Raw genomic sequence first — 16,608 nt, 5'->3', positions numbered from 1 at the left:
CGGATTCTGGCGGCACATAAATTATTACATTTTCTTGTAGTATTTTACTCATTCACATACATATTCCTATGCACTACAATGTATAAATTTCTAAATAAGAGACAAATAATCATATAGGATCGGACTGGTCGTGTTCGCTTGCGATCCGTTGTGCCTCCGTCGCGTAGCGCTCGCGCGTTTCGTCGTCTGTAACCGTTCCCAATTGGTCGGGTGAAACGTCGAGTCCGGCGAACGTCTGTCGGGCAGAGCCGGTAAAACTCGGAAGCGCGCGCTCTTTTCTGAAATAGCGTTCTCCGTCGAGTGTCGAATACACGAGAATGATGAGGTTCTGTTCGTCGTCCGAGTACGTTCGCTCGACTAACCAGACACGCACGTCGTCTTCGCGTGTCTCGTCGTCCCCACCTACTTTGCCGTGTTCGCCGCCGCTTTTTTCGCCCATAGTACTCCTTGGCGCGGACGAACTGTAATTTTGCCCCACGATTTATGCTCACGAACATCGTGAAGAGTTGGCATGGATGTGAACTGCGAAGGCTGTGCCGGATGCTGTATCGACTGGCGTGCCATCGCACCGACTGCCTCCGACCACGAGCGCCGTGGGCCCCGGAAACCGCTCGACGGGAGTTACAATCTCGTCCCACTCACGCGCGAAGACGTGATTTCTTTTCTCGACGCGGGACTCGCGGATGCCCTAACGCCGCGACTCTGGGAGGACGAATCGGGCGTCGAAATCGACGGCGTCGAACTCGCCGCAATCGACGGCAAACCCGTCTTTTTCGTGGGAATCCGCAAACCACCGAAACCGGTCGCCCCGTTCGAAACCGAACCCGCGTGGCTTCCGACGTGCGCCTTTCTCGACCCCAAAACGCTCCAGTGTCGGATTCACGACGAGGACGTGTATCCGCAAGAGTGTGCGGAGTATCCGGGTCACAACCTGAAACTCGGTCAACAGACCGAATGCGAGCGAGTCGAGAGCGCGTTCGGCGGCGAGCGACTGCTGGACGACGAACCACCGGACGCCCTTTCCGGACTCTTGCTCGGGCCGCAGGCAATCGGACAGAAACTCTTCGTCTATCCCGACCCAGAGAAGTTGGAAGGCGTCGTCTCCCGACTGCTCGCAGGCGAACTGACCGACGACGACCGCGCCCGGTTCGTCGCCGCCGCCGTCGCGGGGCGCCCCGGAACAACTGAAACGAACCCTGAAACCGACGAAACCGTGCTGGACGAGGTTCGAACGTCCGACTCGTGGGTCGGACGTTCGATTACCGACTGGGAAGCGATGGTGAAAAACGAGGAGCCAGACCCGTCGGTAGCTACACGAGTTGAGGACGAACGCGGCGCACCGCCTACTCCCGGTTGGTGAGTAACGCGGAAAAGGGCCACACTACTGCGATTTTATCTTCTCGAACTGCTTCAACAAATCCTCCGCCGAGTCGCCGGAGTCGTACTCAACAGTGCCGTGATAGTCGGAGCGTACATCGTCGAAATCCGTGTCCACGGTACTGTTTTTACGTTCACGGCGCTCGTGTTCTTCTTCGTCATAGGCACCCATTGACATGACAACCACACTCATGCTAAGCGTTAGCCAGTTATTAATGTAACGGATAATCACATCGTTTACCCAAGCTGGAAAATCGTCAGACGGAGAGGAGGCGGCAATATGTACCGTTGAGGCGAGCGGCGCGCCTCTAGGGGTGGAGCAGTGTATCACGGTGCATAACACGTAAACACTCCCGGTTACTATGATTTCGCGTGGCAAGCCCGCTCCGCTTTCGCCGCTCTCAGGAGCGGTGGGACGACGACCGCATCAACGAGGAGTTGTATTCTCACCTCGATTCGAACCTCGGCGCACGCTCGCTGACACCGCATTACTCTACACCGAACGGCTTCGAGGCACGTCGATTCGAGATGGACAACGGCGATATGGCGCTGTTCGTGTGGAACGACGACACCGCCTACTGGCTCGGCAACACGGAAACGCCGCCAGCACTCTGGCGCACTTCGAAATATACCTTCGACGAAATTCCGTATCGAGTCGCCCGCTGGGGACAGCGCGAACTGCTCGCAGACCTCACCGTCGAATCGCCGTGGTTGGCGAAGTACGACTACATCTCATGGTTTTTCCTCCCCGTCTTTTTCTCCAAAGACGGACGGGAAACGTCGCGGGCCTTCTTCCGCAAGTACGCCGCCGGATTTCCGGACGCGACCCGCGATGAAGCCCTCTCGTTTTACGAACGATTCCTCCAAACTGGTGCCTTGGACGACTACCGATACACGATGGCGTCGAAACTCGGCACCAGCCAGTATTTCGATAAAAACCGGATGAGTTCCGCGATGAGCGAGTTCACCGTCGCGAAACTGCTGACCGACGCGGGCTACGATGTCGTCCCCGAAATCGAGGTGACGACGGGCCACTCCCTCGACTTCCGCGCCGAACCGCAAGACCACAAAACCGGGCACGGGCAGTCCCCGCTCGTGGAAGTTACGCGGCCACAACCGCCGACACAGCGCGCGGCGAGTACGCCCGTCGCGGCCCTCCGGGAAACGGCGGAGACGAAGACGACCGGCCAGTTGAACGAACACGGCGGCGGCGCGGTGTTGTTCGTTGACTGCTCCGGTTTCCGCGACGACGAGTGGTCTGCCGTCATCGGCGAGCAACCCGACGTTCGCCACCGTCCTGCCGTCGTTTTCCGCGCCCGGCCGGACGGCCACGTCGAAGGCTACCGGAAGGGGTCACCGCCACTGCATCTCGACGGAGCGGTTCAGTGGCAAACGGGGTGAGGTGTTCGAACGAAGCGACTACTGAAGCCCGCTCAGGATACCGAGAGCGAGGATTATTCCCGAAAGGACGCTTCCAACTGTGACGGCAAGAATGCGAATATGCGGATTCGGCCATTCTCGATGAAGGACGAGGTGTGTCAGTAACCGATGGCTCAGCAAAGTCATCAGTAGTAGCAATCCGCCAGTGAGAGCGAGGTCTGCCGCGCCGGAAACCATTTTCTGTAGCTGTCTGCTACCGAAGTATGATTTTTCTGATTTCTTTCAATACATGCGTCTCCTCGTCGGTGGGCGACATCTCGAAAATAGCATGTCGTGTTGCGGCGATAGGTTCAGAACGAGAGCTGTTCCGGCCCGTTCGTCCCCATCGTCGTCGGGTCGCGGTCGCTGTAATGTCTGCGCCCGATTGCCTTGCTGCTGACGGCCCCGTACATCGCGTCGCGGGCTTGGTGCGGGGAGTCGTACGTCTCGTCTCCGGCACGGCGCAGCACTTCTTCGAGCGTCTCGGTGCCGTTCGGGAGGTCGATAACGTAGTCACCGTGGGCGGCGATGAGTTGCTCCGCACTGGCCGGATACTGGTACGAATCGAGCAACTGATTTGCTTGTTTTAGCGTCATCGTGGAATTTCCTACACCAAAGTTCATTATAAAGGTTGTTGCTATACAATCATTATGAATATAAGGTGTTTAATCGGTATTATCGTCTACCGATTGGGAACATCGAAACCCCCTTGCTCCGTCGTTCCCGAACGAACATATGAGTGTTTTCGCGGATCTCCACGTTCACACGACTAACTCGGACGGGTCGATGGAACTCTCGGAGGTTCCTGCCGTCGCTCGGTCTGCCGACGTGTCTGTCGTCGCAGTCACCGACCACGACCGACTTCATCCCGACCTCCCGACGCCCGTAACGACCATCGAAGGCGTGACCATCGTGCACGGTATCGAACTGCGGGCCGAAGCGCCCGACGGCCAGCACGTCGATTTGCTCGGCTACGGCGTCTATCCGACGCCGGAACTCATCGCCGAACTGGAGCGCCTGCAAGCGGACAGGGTGGAACGCGGACAGGCCATCATCGACTGTGTCGAGGACACCCTCGGAATCGACCTCGATTTGGAATCGCGCGAAGGGTTGGGTCGGCCGCACATCGCGCGGGCAATCGACGCCAATCCCGACACGAAACACGATTTCGACAGCGCCTTCGCCGAGGTTATCGGCACGGACGAACCGTGCTATGTCGCCCGGGACATCCCGAGTTTCGAGGATGCAGTCTCCCTGCTCTCGGAATCGAGTGGCTTGGTCGGACTGGCACATCCCTTCCGATACTCCGACCCCACGTCGGCGCTCGCGTTGACGAGCGAACTCGACGCCGTGGAGCGATACTATCCCTACGGGCGCGAGGTAGACCCCAGACCAATCGAGCGCGCAATCGCCGACAACAACCTCGTTCCAACCGGCGGGAGCGACGCCCACGGAGACGTGCTCGGCGAAGCGGGATTATCGAAGGAGGAGTATCGACATTTCCGCAGTGCGGTGACGCTCTGAACGCAGGATTCAATTCGGTTGCGGACATAGTTGTCAATATGCAGTGTCACTACTGCGACCGAAAAGCGACGTTCGCACCGGAGATGGGCGGTGTGCAGGTCGGACTCTGCGACACTCACTTCCGCGAGCGATTCGAGAGCCTCGCGGAGTCCGACGCATTGGAGTCCCTGCAACGGGAATTGGATGCCGAGAAATCGGAATAACCGCCGGAAAATCGAACGAGTTCAGTTTTCGAGTTGTGCGGTGAACAGCACGTCTTCGTAGCGATATGCGGGCGCATCGTCGAACCCGTCGAGCGCACGGGCAATCGAATCGGAGTCGGAGCGAACGCGTACCGTTTCGACGCCGTCGCGGAAGAGATAGGAAAGACCGGTTCGGAGGATTCCTGACAGATCGTTTTCGTGGAGCGTGCGAGAACTGGGTGCGAACGATTCCTCCGTGAGGACGAGTGATGCGCCACCGCCGGAGACGGTGTACACTGTGAGAACGTCCTCGTCGTGTTCCGTTCCGAGAACACCTTCGGGTTCGAAGGGAATCGGGTCTTCGTCATCGAGTTGTAGGTCGAGCACGTCGTCCGATTTCCGCTTCGTCGCTGGACTCACGTTTTCCACCTCGTATGGCGCTGGAGGGCGCTATGGGAGTTCATATCACTACCTATGAGCGGAGATATAAATATCCCAAGGATAGCTGAAAAAATGACTGTTGCTACCGACTCTCAGACTCGTCCGGCGTCAACGTCGATGGCATCAACCGGGCACACGTCCACGCAGAGCATGCAGTCGATACATTGGGCTTCGTTTGCCGGGTCTGCTTTCTCCTCGCTCTCCGGGTGGCCTGGAGTGTCTACCCACTCGAACACGTCCACGGGACAGTCTTCGAGACAGGCACCGTCTGCGATGCAGAGGTCGAAGTCAACCGCGACGTGGGTGCCGTGGATGCCGAGTTTGTCCGGTTCGTCTACTGGCCCCCATACGTCGTGGCCGTCGTGGTCGTCTACCTTTTCGCGGTTTTCGTGGAATTGTGGGTCGATAGCCATCTGTCTCTCACCTATGCAAACGAATGATATGATCATACTTAAATCCTGGTACCTAACTTAAATCTTTGCCACCGGCTAAATTTTTAGGCTAGGCTAAAAACCCGCAAAAGAGCGCCCGAAACTAGGATTTTCGTTTTTCGCCCGACAGAGGTTTTAAATACCATCACGATCCAGCGGGTGGTTTTATTTCGTGGCCTGCGGAGAGACGCGCATGGAGAAAGTCACCATCGAGGACGTGGATTCCCGAATGAGCGCGGCGGACGTTCGCCGAGGGCTCTCCGACGACCTCGGAACGACGGATATGGCTATCAACTACTACGAACTTGCGCCGGGCGACAGTTTCGCCTTCGGCTATCACGCCCACGTCGGACAGGAGGAGGTGTTCTACATCCAGTCGGGTTCGGTGACGTTCGAAACGGAAGACGGCGACGTGGTCGTGACGGCGGGTGAAATCATTCGATTCGCGCCCGGAGACTACCAGCGCGGGGTGAACGAGGGCGACGAGCGCGTGGTGGCGCTGGCGCTCGGCGCACCACAGGACTCAGAACTGGACGAAATGCGGCGGGACTGCGAGGAGTGCGGCGAGCGAACCGCTAACACGCTCGAAATGGCCGATAGCGGCGAGGAACTCGTAACCTACTGTCTGGGCTGTGGGGCCGAAACCGGACGGTTCGATTAAACAGTCATCGAATCGACCCGACGTGGTTGGCGGGTGGATTTTTCCGCCCGCCGAGGTATTGGGCGGTATGGAAAAAGTCACGATTGACGATGTGGACGGCTTCATGAGCGCGGCGTCGGTCACCCGTCCAGTCGGGAAGGCGCTCGGAACGAGCGACATGGCCATCAACTACTACGAGCTTGCGCCCGGTGACAGCTTTTCTCCCGGTCTACACACCCACTTCGACCAAGAAGAGGTGTTTTGCGTCCAGTCCGGAACTGCGACGTTCGAGACGAAAGAGGAGGACGTGGTCGTTGAAGCGGGTGAAATAGTTCGATTCGCGCCCGGAGACTACCAGCGCGGGCACAACCACGGCGACGAACGCGTGGTGGCGCTGGCCCTCGGTGCACCTGCGGAGAGCGAATCTGGCGAACTCCTGCGAGACTGTCCCGAGTGCGGCGAGCAAACACAGCATTGGATGCGAATTCCGGACGAGAAGAACGTCGTCGAAGTGTACTGTCTCACCTGCGACACGGTGACCGGGACGATGGACTGAGAAACGGGTCGATGTCGTCATTTTCTGGCCATCAAGATTATTGACACCTATGCTGACCTCTTGTGCGAGCATCCATGAGCGACGACATTCCCGGCTACACCTTCGGCGAGGAATCCGTCCCCGAATCGCCACTCGACATGCCCGCATTCAACCGACTCAAGGAAACCGTGCTGTTCACCGAGGAGGACGAAGAATATCTCCGGATGGCGGGCGAGGTGCTGGACGGGCAAATCGACGATGTCCTCGATACGTGGTACGAGTTCATCGCCGACCACCCGCATCTGATTCAGTATTTCAGCACACCGGAGGGCGAGCCAATCGAACCGTATCTCGACCGTGTGCGGGAGCGATTCGGCCAGTGGATTCGGGACACCTGCAACCCGCCTTACGATGAGGATTGGCTGAACTACCAACAGGAAATCGCCCTGCGGCACACGAACGAGAAGAAAAACGAAACCGACGACGTGGATTCCGTCGAACACATTCCTTTCCGCTACATGTCGGCGTTCATCTACCCTATCACGGCGACGATGAAGCCGTTTCTGGAGAATGGTGAGTACAGCGGGGACGACGTGGAGAAGATGCACAGTGCGTGGTTCAAGGCAGTTGTGTTGCAGGTGACGCTGTGGAGCGAACCCTACGTTAAGAACGGGGATTTTTGAGAGAGAGAAAAATCAAACAAGACGTTCTCCCAGTACAAACCTCGGTATCGCCCGGGTGAACGAATCGCGCGAAAACCACGCCAGTTCGATTTCCACCCGAAACGGTGGCCTTCGTCCGCGAGGGCGGAGTTGCACGCGAAACGCAACCCTCGGAGAATCAGTTCGGTGGTTCTCCACCCGAACGGAAGGGGTTCGACAATTGTTCACAACGTCTTCTCCCTCTCTCGAAAACGGGTTCCAAACCGCACCGTTTCGGCAGGTCGATTCAGGCCGAACGCGGTCTGTCGAATGTGGCATTCGATGGCAATCGCCGTGCCCCTTCGTTTCCACTGGAAACCGCCGGATTTCGGGCGGTGAGTCGGCGTGACCGACGACTCGCCGGACGGTTCGAGTGACTCGCGGAATGGTTCGGACGACTCGGCGAATGACTCGCCCGCCAACCGATTGCTGGCACCGGTATTCGAGCCATCGACGTTGCAGGTGCCTACGAACACAGGGGCTACTCGCCGGACGAAATCATCGATTTCTACCCCGCACTGACACTTGAAGACGTATATACCGCAATCGCGTACTACACCTCCTCGGACGAGTTCGCAGAATAGCAGTCGATTACAAATATCTCTTCGCCTGTTCCACACCACCTTTTCCGCGACACTGACCTTTTTCGCCCCCGCCCGCTTCCCTCACTCCATGACAGAGATTCCGTCACCCGGGTTGGGAACCTCCGGCAACAAAGACGCAGGACAGTGCGCCGAAACGGTCCAAACCGCGCTCGAACTGGGCTACCGCCACGTAGACACCGCGCAGATGTACGACAACGAGGAACCGGTGGGTGAGGGTATCGCCCGCGCCGACGTATCCCGCGAGGACGTGTTCCTCGCCACCAAAGTCCTGCCGGACAACCTCGCGCACGACGACGTGCTCGAAACCACCGACGAAAGCCTCGATAGACTCGGTACGGAGTACGTCGATTTGCTCTACGTCCACTGGCCGATGAAGGCCTACGACGCCGAGGACACTCTGCCTGCGTTCGACAAAATCGCGGAATCAGGCAAAGCCCGAAACATCGCCGTGAGCAACTTCACGCCCGAACTGCTGGACGAGGCGCGCGAAATCCTCGACAACCCAATCCTCGCCAATCAGGTCGAGATGCACCCCCTGTTTCAGCAAGAGGAACTGCGAGACTACGCCCGAGAACACGACATCACGCTGGTCGCCTACTCGCCGATTATGCAGGGCGAAGCCGACGACGTGCCCGAACTCCGCAACATCGCCGAAAAGCACGACGCGACGCCGACCCAAATCAGCCTCGCGTGGCTCAAGCAGGCAGAAAACGTCGTCCCGATTCCGAAATCGACGGGCGAAAAACACCTCCAACAGAATTTCTCGGTTCCTGACCTCGACGCGGGAGACGTGGAGAAAATCGACTCCATCGACCGCGAAGAACGGCTTGTTGACCCGGACGGGGCCGCGTGGAACTAACGAGCGTCTAACGCGATTTTCACCGATTTCTACGGACTCCACTGCGCCGACCACGACCCACTGCCGTCGCTCGCGCTCCACTCGATGGCCAAATCGCTCACGGAACGGTCTGCCGAAATCTCGTAGGCCAACCATCCCGCGAGGCTTTCGCCCGATGCAACGTCCCTGCTTCCGAACCGCTCCAGTTCGTATTTGCCTTCCTGCTTGGCGATGTCGGACGGTTTATGTTTGCGGCCACCGACGAGGAGCGAGAACGTCTCACCCTTCGGAAGCGCCTGACGCATCCGGAAGCGATTTTCCGCGTTTACGGTGACGAACGCCCACTGGCGGTTGTCGTCCGCTTCGACGTCTTCCATTGGCCCGGCACCGGTTTCGTACCGGTAGTGGTCGGTCAACGTAATGTCTCGAATCGTAATCGCCACCTCGTTCGGGCTGACGAACGTTTCGCCGACGGAGAGCGTCGGTGCGACTACTTTGACGGAAAACGATTTCTCGAAAGCACCTATCAGGTAGTTCACCGTGGAGATGTATGGATAGCTGAGTTTGGTAGACCACGTCGTCGTCTCTCCCGGCGGGATTTCCTCGGTTTGAATCGTCCCGGATTGCTGGGAGCCGCCCTCGCTTCCGTTCACCTCGATTGGCGATTCGAACGTGCTTGCGGAGTCGCCGTTATTTTTGATGGTGAACCCGAGTGTGAACTGTTCACCCAACACGACTTCCTTCGGCACGTCAGACGAGACGAGCGAAAACTGACCGTCTGCCGTGCTTTCGCCGCCCGACTTTCCATTTCCACCTCCATTGCCATCGCCACCGCCATTTCCGGTGGTTTCGCCGGAACCGTTCCCTTTCGTTGGTGAGCTATTCTTATCCCCGCCGTCCTCCGGTTCGGAACCGGTGCATCCCGCCAAGGCTCCCCCGACGAATGCCGTTCCGGAAACAGTCAGAAATCTTCTACGGCGCATGGGTAATATTACATGCAAGAACGAAAATAAACACTCTGTCGTTGACTGAATTTCCCCTTCGAGTACGGAATCCCTTCGAACGATTCGGGCAATCGATTCGAGAACCAATTTTGCGGTAGACCACGGCAGTTCGCGCTGTAGGGTCTTCCTACCGGTGCGTTACCTCTCCCACAACGACTCTACAGCGACTCCACGCTGTCCCCGACGCCGATTTCGCCCGATTCCACGATGACGGCGCGAAGGCCGCCGCGGTGAACCAGCGCGGAAAGCGTCCCCTTCTCGGTCAGCGATTCGAGATGCGAACAGGGTTCACAGAGTTCGACCCCCTCACAAACAATCTCGCCGATGCGAAACTGCTTGTCAACGAGGTGGTTCAGCGCGGCATCTCGAGTCGTCACGTTTCGGCGATGCTCGCCCGGTTCGAGCGAGATTCCGGACTCCTGCTCGACGGCCTCCACCGCCTCGGCCTCGATGAGCGTGATGTCGTCGCCTGACGATTCGGGGTCGAAGTGGCGGTCACCGCGCAGACCCGACCCCGCGACTGCTTCGACCGACTCGACCGCTTCCGTCTTCTCTGCCGACTCGGAGGCGAGGTGAATCGCCTCCACGGTTCCTGTCCCGTCCATAGTTCAGGGTTTCCCGCGGACGGCTTAAAACCGCGGTCGGCGGTAGTTTGGACAGTTCTACAGTTTTCTTCGGGCGAACTCCAACTCGTCACGAACGAACGCACACATCGATTTGGCCACCTCGTCTTCGTCCCCGACTTGGTCTTTCCACGCCTCGAAAAAGCGCATCGGGTCGAGTTTGAGAATCGCACGGTAGATGTGCCGTCGTCCGTCGAATGTGGGCTGAAGAGTACGAACTGATTCGTACCCTTTTCGAATCGACCCCCGAAGGTCGTCGCCCTCGGGTGCGGTGTGCCAGTCGAAGAACTCCCGCTCTGCACGACAGAGATCGAATTCGCCGGCACCGGCGAAGCAAAATTCCCAATCCAGCACCGTGGCGACGGATTCATCCTCGAAGCGAATGTTTTCCGGTTGGTAGTCGCCGTGAACGAGGACTGGTTCGGAAACGGCGGTAAATGCGTCTTCGTAATCTCGAACGAACGATAGCACTGATTCGCCAGCCTCCTCGAATCGAGTTCCGGCGAGGTCGCCGCACCAACCGCCGACGATGGCGGTGAGCATATCGGCCCACGTCCCGCAAGCATCGGGCGCGAGTTTTCCATCTCGGCAGTTTAGATAGCCACACGTATCGAAATCGGTCGATTCGTGGAAAAGTGCCAGAGTCTTGCCCGCACTTCGAAGGCGGCGCTCGCGCAGTGCTCGATTCGCGTCGGCGTTGTACGTAGTTCCCTCGACCCACTCGAAAATGGCGTGGTCATCTTCGATTGCAAAGACGCGAGGGACGAGCGTTGGCGTCCGTTCGGCGAGATAACGAGTTGCGAGCGCATCTTTTCGGACGTGAGCGTCATCACCGCTGGCAACTTTGCAGACCGCCCGACGACCGTCAAGGATGACCTCGTACACCGTGTTGGGAGTACGCGACGGAAGTTCGCGTCGCATTTCGTACTTCTCGGCGTGTAATTTGAGTACGTCGCGAATCGCTTGCTTGGTGACCACCATCTACGCCAGTTCCTCCCGAATCGAATCGATGAGGTCGTCCACGTAGCCCCGAAATCTCGCCGCCGTCCGAGTCGCCTCGTCTCCGGTCTGCTGGCGCTGGAGGCAGAGCGACCGGAAGAACGAGACGACAGTTATCAGCCGATACACCGCCTCTCGTCGGTCGAATCCCGGTGGGAGCGACCGAACCGACTCGTAGCCCGTTCGGAACGCTCCGGTCAGCGTCTCGTCAATTCCCTCCGGCCCCATGAATGTCGGAATCGCCGTTCGCCAGTAGTCGTACTCCCCCGGGCCAACTAGCGCGTGCTCGAAATCGATAACGACGGTTACCTCGCCCTCATCACGTCCGACGTGGTCGGGGACGTAGTTGCCGTGACAGAGAACTGGTTCGCCAGCGCCACGGAGCAGTTCAGGGTGTTCGCGGACGAACGCCAACGCGTCAGTCGCGGCATCAGCGTCCGCGTCAAATCCGCCATCGCGCAAGAAATCGCGTCGGTCGGCGAGGAAATCGCAGACCATCTCGTGCCACGACCCGCGGGCATCGAGCGCGAGTTTCCCGTCTCTCGTTTCGAGAAATCCGTACGAATCGAATCGTGCAAGACACGATTCGAATGTAGTGTACGTCTCGTCGTGCAGAGTCGCCAATCCAGCGCCAATCGTGCGGGCACCTTCTACGCTCACGCTCCCGTCTTCTGGTACCTCGTCGTTCCACTCCGCAACGAAGTGGCCACTTCCGACCCCGAGGACGTGCGGCACCGGAACCGACGTATTCCGTTCGAGAAACTGCATGGCTCGTGCCTCCATCGCCGGGTCTCCCTCGTCGCTCGTCGCCCGTTTGCAGACCGCTCGCTTCCCGTCTATTCGGACTTCGTAGGTGACGTGTGGCGGCACCTCGTGGAGTTTCCGAACGATTTCGTACTGTTCTGCGTGCTGTGCAAGTCTTTCGTGTACGTCTGATTCGTCTTCTTGCATAGTTTTCGTCGCGTCACGGGCGACTGCCGGTCGGGGTGACAGTCCGATTCAAGCACGGGCGCTGTCGCTCCGACCGAAAAATGGACAGTTCGAAGGAAAACACCTGCCAACTTAATACTTTTCCAACTCTTGTCCGAACCATGACCGAACTCACGATGGCTGACCTGCGGAAGGTGTTCGCCATCGCCATTCTACTCACTATTGTCCAGTGGGTCGTGACCTCTGGCGACCTCCACGCTATCGCCCCGACACTCGTCGGGTTCATCGCCATCTTCGCTGCGTTGTTCGTCGTCGGTCTGCTGTTTTTCTTTCTGCAACGGCAAGCCCCGTGGTGAAAGGAGAAACTGCCTCGACCGGCGAAAGAACCGCCCTCCACAGACCAACCAAACAGACAGAGCAAGCATCCGCGCGAACGCAGTGAGCGCGGTTCACCGTCGGCGAAGCGGTGCTTCGCTGACGGCCTTTTTAGCGTAGATTTTTGCAAGTGGTTCGACGAGATGCGCGAAGCGCATCGAGGAGGACCCGCAGTAAAAAGGTACTATTCGAACGCCGCAATCCCAGTCAAGTCCTGCCCCAACACAAGCGTGTGGATGTCGTGGGTACCCTCGTAGGTGTACACCGTCTCCATGTTCGCCATGTGGCGCATCGGCGGGTAGTCCGTCGTGATGCCGTTGCCGCCGAGCATCTCGCGGGCGATGCGGGCTTGGTCGCGGGCCATTCGGACGTTGTTTCGCTTCGCCATCGAAACGTGCTGGGGTCGCAGGTCGCCGCGCTCTTTCAGGTCGGCGAGGCGGTGGGCGAGCAGTTGCGAGGTCGTAATCTGGGTCGCCATCTCGGCCAGTTTGTCCTGCTGGAGTTGGAAGCGCGCAATCGGACCGCCGAACTGCTCGCGGTCGGTTGCGTACTGGCGGGCCGTCTCGAAGCAGTCGCGGGCCGCGCCGATTGCACCCCACGCGATTCCGTACCGGGCCTGCGTGAGACAGGAGAGTGGCCCTTTCATGCCGGAGACGCCGGGAAGGACGTTCTCCTCCGGAATCGTCACGTTTTGCAGTCCGATTTCGCCCGTGATGGAGGCGCGGAGCGAGAGCTTTTCGTCGATTTTGTTGGTCGTCACGCCGTCGCGTTCGGTTTCCACGAGGAAGCCACGAACCGGGGAATCCTCGGCGGAACGGTCGCGCGCCCAAACGACTGCCACGTCCGCAATCGGGGAGTTGGTAATCCACGTTTTCGAACCGTTGAGAACGTACTCGTCGCCCTCCTTTTCCGCGTAGGTTTCCATCCCCGACGGGTTCGACCCGTGTTCGGGTTCCGTCAGGCCGAAACAGCCGACTGCCTTCCCTTCCCCGAGGTCGGGAAGCCACTCGTCTTTCTGCTCTTCGGAACCGAAGGCGTGAATCGGGTACATCACGAGCGCGCCCTGCACGCTAGCCATCGAGCGCAGGCCGGAGTCCGCGGCTTCGAGTTCCTGCATCAGCAGGCCGTAGGCCGTCTCGCTCAGGTTCGGCAGGCCGTAGCCGTCGAGATTCGGCGCATAAAAGCCGAGTTCACCCATCTCGGGGATGAGTTCTTTCGGGAACGTTCCGGCTTCGAAGTGGTCGCCGATGTCGGGTTTGACGTGTTCTTCCACGAACTCGCGGGCGGTGTCCCGAACCATCCGCTCTTCCTGTCCGAGGTCGGCTTCGAGTTCCACGTAATCGAGCATGGACAACTCTCCGGAGGGGAGGCTAAAAAACGCTCCTACTCCGGGGAACTGGACGACGAAAAATTAACTACGAAGATAGGAATGAGATATAGTTTTGGGAACCGCGCAACTGGACGGATACGTTGATGACCGATTGCCAGCCGATAGCGTCGAAACAGTTCCAACAATCCAAGCAAATCGCGGATTCGACAGTTGTACTATAGATTCATCTCTCCGCAACCCGATAGACAATCAGATGCCGACCGTTCGAACGAACGACATCGCGACGTATTACGAGGAGCGTGGCGACGGCCCGCCAATCGTTTTCATTCACGGTGCTATCCTCGACCATACCCAATGGGAACTACAGATGGACGCCCTCAGCGACGAGTACAGAACTATCGCCTACGACGTTCGAGGGCATGGCCGAACAGGTGGTTCGGCCAGAGATGCGTATTCGATTGACTGCTTTGCTGCCGACCTCGCTGCACTCATCACTGGCCTCAATCTCGATACGCCCGTTCTCTGCGGCCTTTCGACGGGAGGCTGTATCGCACAGGTGTACGCCGCCACGCATTCCGACCGCTTAGCTGGCCTCGTACTCGCCGACACATTCACCCCGGAACTGTTCAATCGGCGCGAGTGGTTTCAACGGTCGGTGATGCTGAAAGCGACGATTCCACCGGTTCGGTTCATCGGCTACGAACGGGTCGAGAGAGCGATGGTGTGGCTCCAAGAGAGAATCCAAGGAGAAGGCGTCAGCGGCGACTACGAAAAGATAGCGGAACTTCGGGCGGAGGGACCGAAGATGCAGACGGACGAATTTGCTAAGGTCATCCGTGCTGTCGCAACGTTCGACCAGACTGAAATCGATTTCTCGTCGATTACCGTTCCGACACTGGTTCTGTACGGCGAACACGAACCGGCATTCATTCGTCGTCACGCTCCGAAATTGTGTGCGGAACTTCCGAACGCCTCGGTTCGAGAAGTTCCGGATGCTGGACACGCATCCAATCTCGACAATCCCGAATTTTTCACGACAGCAGTACGGGAATTTCTCGTTCGGCACGTTCCTCGTGACACGCAGTAGCTGTCTCTTGCGTATCGAACCCACGAAACCAGCAACCGCTAAGAAGCTACGGTGTTGGCGACTACGACCGAATCGATTCGATTAAAATATCGCGTTTACTCTTCTGGAACCGCGTCGTCCCGCGCAACCGCAATGTCGAGGTATGCATCGGCCTGTTCCGAGTGGACGCCGCTATCCACGAGTTCTCGGTCGTCGTCGTATTGGACGAGTCCTGCCATCGCCAGTTTCGGGAGTTGCGTGTGCTGAAGCGACATGTAGACGTTTCGTCGGTGTTCGTCCGAAACGAGGTCGATGGGCTTGTCCATCTCCCACGCGGCGATGGTGTCCACGAGGTCGGGAAGTGTCACGGGTGGTTCCTCCCGGCGGAGGTAGTGGAGGATGTAGCGACTCCGGCGGGACGCGAGCGCGTCGAACAAGGCATCCTGCGAGAGCGAGGGCACGTTAGCACTGGGGCCAGATGGCGACGTAGCGCGTGACGAGCCGTCGTCGTCTGTCGTCGGGTCTGCCATGAACTATCTCCACGCTCCCGACGAATGTCACTCTGGTGGTTACCCATTCAGGTTATTTATGCCGATTTGGGCAAAACAGTCAGTCGGCGGAGAGTTCACCTGATTCGCGGACGTAGTCGGTGAAGTTCTCGAAGACGATTTTCGCCTCACACGCGGCGGTGAAGTTCTCCTCGTTGATGCCGTCCAACACCCGCTGGAGGCGTTCCGCGGAGAGGTCTTTGCCCCGTGTGACCTCCTCTGCGGTATCCATGTCGTACTCGGGGTGGAATTGGACGCCGAACACGTCCTCTTTCCGGAAGCCGTGGTTGGAGTAGTCGTTTTCGGCGATGGCTTTCGCTCCTGGCGGGAGTTCGGCGACTTCGTCCGAGTGGGTCGTGAAGGCGACGAATTCGGATTCGATGCCGTCGAACAGCGGCGATTCGCCGACGTGTTCGACTTCCCGATAGCCGATTTCGTACTCGCCCATGTCGCGGACATCGCCCCCGAGCACGTCGGCCAGCAGTTGGTGGCCGTAACAGATGCCGAGCATCGGCATGCCGGATTCGATTGCGACTTCGACCCACTCTTTTAGCGGTGGAATCCATTCTTCGTCCCAGTACACCGACGACCGCGACCCGGAGACGACGGCGGCGTCGAAGTCGAAACTGTTCGGGAGGTGACCCTCCGTCACGTCGAACTCGGTGAGTTCTGCATCGAGTTCTCTGCGGAAGTTGCGCCGCGTGTTTTCGTCCCCGTGCGCGGCGTTCAGAAATGCGATTCGGAGCCGACTCATTGAACCATAGTAGCAACCGGAACCAACAAATGGATTTCGCTACCGGGAATTTGGTCATTTTAAGTAAACGAGTGTACGGTTCGTCGTCAGTGGCGACTTCTATCGAACGAACATATCATGGATTGCTCTCGAATCCGGGTGTCGTTATGTATCCCGTAATGACGATGTAGGAGTATCCAGCTAATAGAACACCCGTAATCATCATCCCGATACCGACGAGTTCGCGCTTCGAATCCGAAGAGAGATACGGTGACCACCCGCGATAGAAAAAATAGACAGTCACGAC

The 16,608-nt window shown here is 58.4% G+C and carries 26 protein-coding genes; 11 read left to right on the top strand and 15 right to left on the bottom strand.

Annotation, left to right across the window (positions count from 1 at the left end):
- Positions 1-109: 109 nt before the first annotated feature.
- On the bottom strand, positions 110-439 hold the full coding sequence (locus BW974_RS12635) for a DUF7967 family protein (protein ID WP_076430633.1): 330 nt from the start codon (positions 437-439) through the stop codon (positions 110-112).
- Between the two features lie 72 nt (positions 440-511).
- Here BW974_RS12635 and BW974_RS12630 point away from each other — a divergent pair, with 72 nt between their 5' ends.
- A complete protein-coding gene (locus BW974_RS12630; RefSeq protein WP_076430632.1) occupies positions 512-1,360 on the top strand; it encodes a YkgJ family cysteine cluster protein in 849 nt (282 codons plus the stop codon).
- 21 nt (positions 1,361-1,381) lie between these two features.
- Here the strand turns inward: BW974_RS12630 and BW974_RS12625 are convergent, their stop codons facing one another.
- On the bottom strand, positions 1,382-1,555 hold the full coding sequence (locus tag BW974_RS12625; RefSeq protein ID WP_227776974.1) for a DUF5786 family protein: 174 nt from the start codon (positions 1,553-1,555) through the stop codon (positions 1,382-1,384).
- 194 nt (positions 1,556-1,749) lie between these two features.
- Between BW974_RS12625 and BW974_RS12620 the strand changes: the two genes are divergently transcribed.
- Entirely contained in the window at positions 1,750-2,778 is a 1,029-nt protein-coding gene (locus BW974_RS12620; protein WP_076430631.1) for a DUF5784 family protein, read from the top strand.
- A gap of 18 nt (positions 2,779-2,796) precedes the next feature.
- Here the strand turns inward: BW974_RS12620 and BW974_RS24665 are convergent, their stop codons facing one another.
- Both BW974_RS24665 and BW974_RS12615 read right to left on the bottom strand, forming a co-directional pair.
- Positions 2,797-2,994, bottom strand: a complete 198-nt coding sequence (locus BW974_RS24665; RefSeq protein WP_139328871.1) for a hypothetical protein — start codon at positions 2,992-2,994, stop codon at positions 2,797-2,799.
- A gap of 113 nt (positions 2,995-3,107) precedes the next feature.
- A complete protein-coding gene (locus BW974_RS12615; RefSeq protein ID WP_076430630.1) occupies positions 3,108-3,392 on the bottom strand; it encodes a DUF5789 family protein in 285 nt (94 codons plus the stop codon).
- 139 nt (positions 3,393-3,531) lie between these two features.
- Between BW974_RS12615 and BW974_RS12610 the strand changes: the two genes are divergently transcribed.
- Together BW974_RS12610 and BW974_RS25680 are read left to right on the top strand one after the other, a co-directional pair.
- Complete coding sequence (locus BW974_RS12610; protein ID WP_076430629.1) at positions 3,532-4,320, top strand: PHP domain-containing protein; 789 nt, start codon at positions 3,532-3,534, stop codon at positions 4,318-4,320.
- Between the two features lie 38 nt (positions 4,321-4,358).
- Positions 4,359-4,523, top strand: a complete 165-nt coding sequence (locus BW974_RS25680; protein ID WP_175609693.1) for a DUF6757 family protein — start codon at positions 4,359-4,361, stop codon at positions 4,521-4,523.
- Between the two features lie 21 nt (positions 4,524-4,544).
- Here the strand turns inward: BW974_RS25680 and BW974_RS12605 are convergent, their stop codons facing one another.
- Together BW974_RS12605 and BW974_RS12600 are read right to left on the bottom strand one after the other, a co-directional pair.
- Positions 4,545-4,922: a hypothetical protein gene (locus BW974_RS12605; protein WP_076430943.1), complete on the bottom strand. Its 378-nt coding sequence runs from the start codon at positions 4,920-4,922 to the stop codon at positions 4,545-4,547.
- A 113-nt stretch (positions 4,923-5,035) separates the two neighbouring features.
- Positions 5,036-5,356, bottom strand: a complete 321-nt coding sequence (locus BW974_RS12600) for a 4Fe-4S dicluster domain-containing protein (protein ID WP_049969394.1) — start codon at positions 5,354-5,356, stop codon at positions 5,036-5,038.
- 211 nt (positions 5,357-5,567) lie between these two features.
- Here BW974_RS12600 and BW974_RS12595 point away from each other — a divergent pair, with 211 nt between their 5' ends.
- The 3 genes from BW974_RS12595 (at position 5,568) to BW974_RS12585 (ending at position 7,232) form a co-directional block, all read left to right on the top strand.
- Entirely contained in the window at positions 5,568-6,035 is a 468-nt protein-coding gene (locus tag BW974_RS12595; RefSeq protein WP_076430628.1) for a cupin domain-containing protein, read from the top strand.
- 67 nt (positions 6,036-6,102) lie between these two features.
- Entirely contained in the window at positions 6,103-6,570 is a 468-nt protein-coding gene (locus tag BW974_RS12590; protein ID WP_076430627.1) for a cupin domain-containing protein, read from the top strand.
- 74 nt (positions 6,571-6,644) lie between these two features.
- On the top strand, positions 6,645-7,232 hold the full coding sequence (locus BW974_RS12585; protein ID WP_076430626.1) for a protoglobin domain-containing protein: 588 nt from the start codon (positions 6,645-6,647) through the stop codon (positions 7,230-7,232).
- A 203-nt stretch (positions 7,233-7,435) separates the two neighbouring features.
- On the opposite strand, the gene BW974_RS26200 is transcribed toward BW974_RS12585, so the two are convergent.
- Positions 7,436-7,726, bottom strand: coding sequence for a hypothetical protein (locus BW974_RS26200; protein ID WP_217694326.1), 291 nt, complete (start codon positions 7,724-7,726; stop codon positions 7,436-7,438).
- Between BW974_RS26200 and BW974_RS12575 the strand changes: the two genes are divergently transcribed.
- Positions 7,676-7,834: a DUF433 domain-containing protein gene (locus BW974_RS12575; protein WP_217694333.1), complete on the top strand. Its 159-nt coding sequence runs from the start codon at positions 7,676-7,678 to the stop codon at positions 7,832-7,834. The two genes, BW974_RS26200 and BW974_RS12575, sit on opposite strands and share 51 nt — an antisense overlap.
- An 88-nt stretch (positions 7,835-7,922) precedes the next feature.
- Positions 7,923-8,714, top strand: a complete 792-nt coding sequence (locus BW974_RS12570; RefSeq protein WP_076430624.1) for an aldo/keto reductase — start codon at positions 7,923-7,925, stop codon at positions 8,712-8,714.
- Between the two features lie 29 nt (positions 8,715-8,743).
- On the opposite strand, the gene BW974_RS12565 is transcribed toward BW974_RS12570, so the two are convergent.
- From BW974_RS12565 to BW974_RS12550, 4 genes are all read right to left on the bottom strand, one after another.
- The gene (locus tag BW974_RS12565) at positions 8,744-9,676 is read right to left on the bottom strand and encodes a cupredoxin domain-containing protein (RefSeq protein WP_076430623.1); all 933 of its coding nucleotides are present in this window, start codon (positions 9,674-9,676) and stop codon (positions 8,744-8,746) included.
- Positions 9,677-9,855: 179 nt separating this feature from the next.
- Positions 9,856-10,302 carry an MOSC domain-containing protein gene (locus BW974_RS12560; RefSeq protein ID WP_076430622.1) on the bottom strand — a complete coding sequence of 149 codons (447 nt, stop codon included), beginning with the start codon at positions 10,300-10,302 and terminating at the stop codon, positions 9,856-9,858.
- A gap of 57 nt (positions 10,303-10,359) precedes the next feature.
- A complete protein-coding gene (locus BW974_RS12555; RefSeq protein WP_076430621.1) occupies positions 10,360-11,301 on the bottom strand; it encodes a phosphotransferase family protein in 942 nt (313 codons plus the stop codon).
- Positions 11,302-12,270 carry a phosphotransferase family protein gene (locus tag BW974_RS12550; RefSeq protein ID WP_076430620.1) on the bottom strand — a complete coding sequence of 323 codons (969 nt, stop codon included), beginning with the start codon at positions 12,268-12,270 and terminating at the stop codon, positions 11,302-11,304.
- A 140-nt stretch (positions 12,271-12,410) separates the two neighbouring features.
- Here BW974_RS12550 and BW974_RS12545 point away from each other — a divergent pair, with 140 nt between their 5' ends.
- Positions 12,411-12,605, top strand: coding sequence for a hypothetical protein (locus BW974_RS12545; RefSeq protein ID WP_076430619.1), 195 nt, complete (start codon positions 12,411-12,413; stop codon positions 12,603-12,605).
- A 203-nt stretch (positions 12,606-12,808) separates the two neighbouring features.
- On the opposite strand, the gene BW974_RS12540 is transcribed toward BW974_RS12545, so the two are convergent.
- Positions 12,809-13,972: an acyl-CoA dehydrogenase family protein gene (locus tag BW974_RS12540; RefSeq protein ID WP_076430618.1), complete on the bottom strand. Its 1,164-nt coding sequence runs from the start codon at positions 13,970-13,972 to the stop codon at positions 12,809-12,811.
- 235 nt (positions 13,973-14,207) lie between these two features.
- On the opposite strand from BW974_RS12540, the gene BW974_RS12535 reads away from it, so the two are divergent.
- Positions 14,208-15,041, top strand: a complete 834-nt coding sequence (locus BW974_RS12535) for an alpha/beta fold hydrolase (RefSeq protein WP_076430617.1) — start codon at positions 14,208-14,210, stop codon at positions 15,039-15,041.
- Between the two features lie 95 nt (positions 15,042-15,136).
- On the opposite strand, the gene BW974_RS12530 is transcribed toward BW974_RS12535, so the two are convergent.
- From BW974_RS12530 to BW974_RS25675, 3 genes are all read right to left on the bottom strand, one after another.
- Positions 15,137-15,550, bottom strand: a complete 414-nt coding sequence (locus tag BW974_RS12530) for a DUF7344 domain-containing protein (RefSeq protein WP_076430616.1) — start codon at positions 15,548-15,550, stop codon at positions 15,137-15,139.
- A gap of 79 nt (positions 15,551-15,629) precedes the next feature.
- A complete protein-coding gene (locus BW974_RS12525) occupies positions 15,630-16,322 on the bottom strand; it encodes a type 1 glutamine amidotransferase (protein ID WP_076430615.1) in 693 nt (230 codons plus the stop codon).
- A 115-nt stretch (positions 16,323-16,437) separates the two neighbouring features.
- Positions 16,438-16,605: a hypothetical protein gene (locus BW974_RS25675; RefSeq protein ID WP_175609692.1), complete on the bottom strand. Its 168-nt coding sequence runs from the start codon at positions 16,603-16,605 to the stop codon at positions 16,438-16,440.
- Positions 16,606-16,608: the final 3 nt, after the last annotated feature.

Origin of the sequence: Haladaptatus litoreus (assembly GCF_900156425.1) — an archaeon.
In the GTDB taxonomy this organism is placed as follows: Archaea; Halobacteriota; Halobacteria; order Halobacteriales; family Haladaptataceae; genus Haladaptatus; species Haladaptatus litoreus.
Note: the sequence above shows the minus strand (reverse complement) of the source record. Positions and strands in the feature narration are given on the sequence as shown.